The sequence below is a fragment of the Streptomyces sp. CA2R106 genome, from assembly GCF_037034245.1.
Lineage (GTDB): Bacteria > Actinomycetota > Actinomycetes > Streptomycetales > Streptomycetaceae > Actinacidiphila.
In genome coordinates this window covers 1-571 of record NZ_JBAGKC010000168.1, presented here as the reverse complement: position 1 = coordinate 571, position 571 = coordinate 1, and the positions used below count along the sequence as shown (strand labels likewise).

At 68.1% G+C, this 571-nt stretch carries 1 pseudogene; it reads right to left on the bottom strand.

The features are described 5' to 3' along the window. A pseudogene (locus WA788_RS35565) lies at positions 1-514 on the bottom strand (IS5 family transposase); the annotation flags it as partial. Between the last annotated feature and the right edge of the window lie 57 nt (positions 515-571).

Genomic DNA, 571 nt, shown 5'->3' with positions numbered 1-571 from the left:
AGTTGGGGTGCGTCGCCCCATTGGCCCGGGGTGAGCAGGAAGGCCATCGGGCGGCAACCGCCCTCGCCTGCAAGGTGGATCTTGCAGGTCAGACCGCCCCGGGACCGTCCGAGTCCCTCGTCGGGGCGGTGGTGCCGGGGCGTCGTTCTTTTTTCGGAACGCGAGGCGCCTTCCTGCGTGCGCCGGTCGCGTGCTGATGGGCTCGGCAGGATGTCGAATCGACGCTGACCATGGACCAGTCGATGCGGCCGGCCAGATCGGCATCGGTTTGGACAGCCTGCAGGACCCGGTCCCACGTACCGTCTGCCGACCAGCGGCGATGGCGCTCGTACACCGTCTTCCACGACCCGTAACGCTCCGGCAGATCCCGCCACGGGACACCGGTCCGCACCCGGAACAAGATCCCGTCGATCACCCGCCGGTGGTCGCACCAGCGGCCGCCACGCAGGCCGACCACCGGCAGATGCGGCTCCAGCTTCGCCCACTCCGCATTCGTCAGATCACCCCGCCCCATAACCAGCACAACGAACCGACCATCAGACGGTCACAAGATCCGCCGGACAGGACCTAG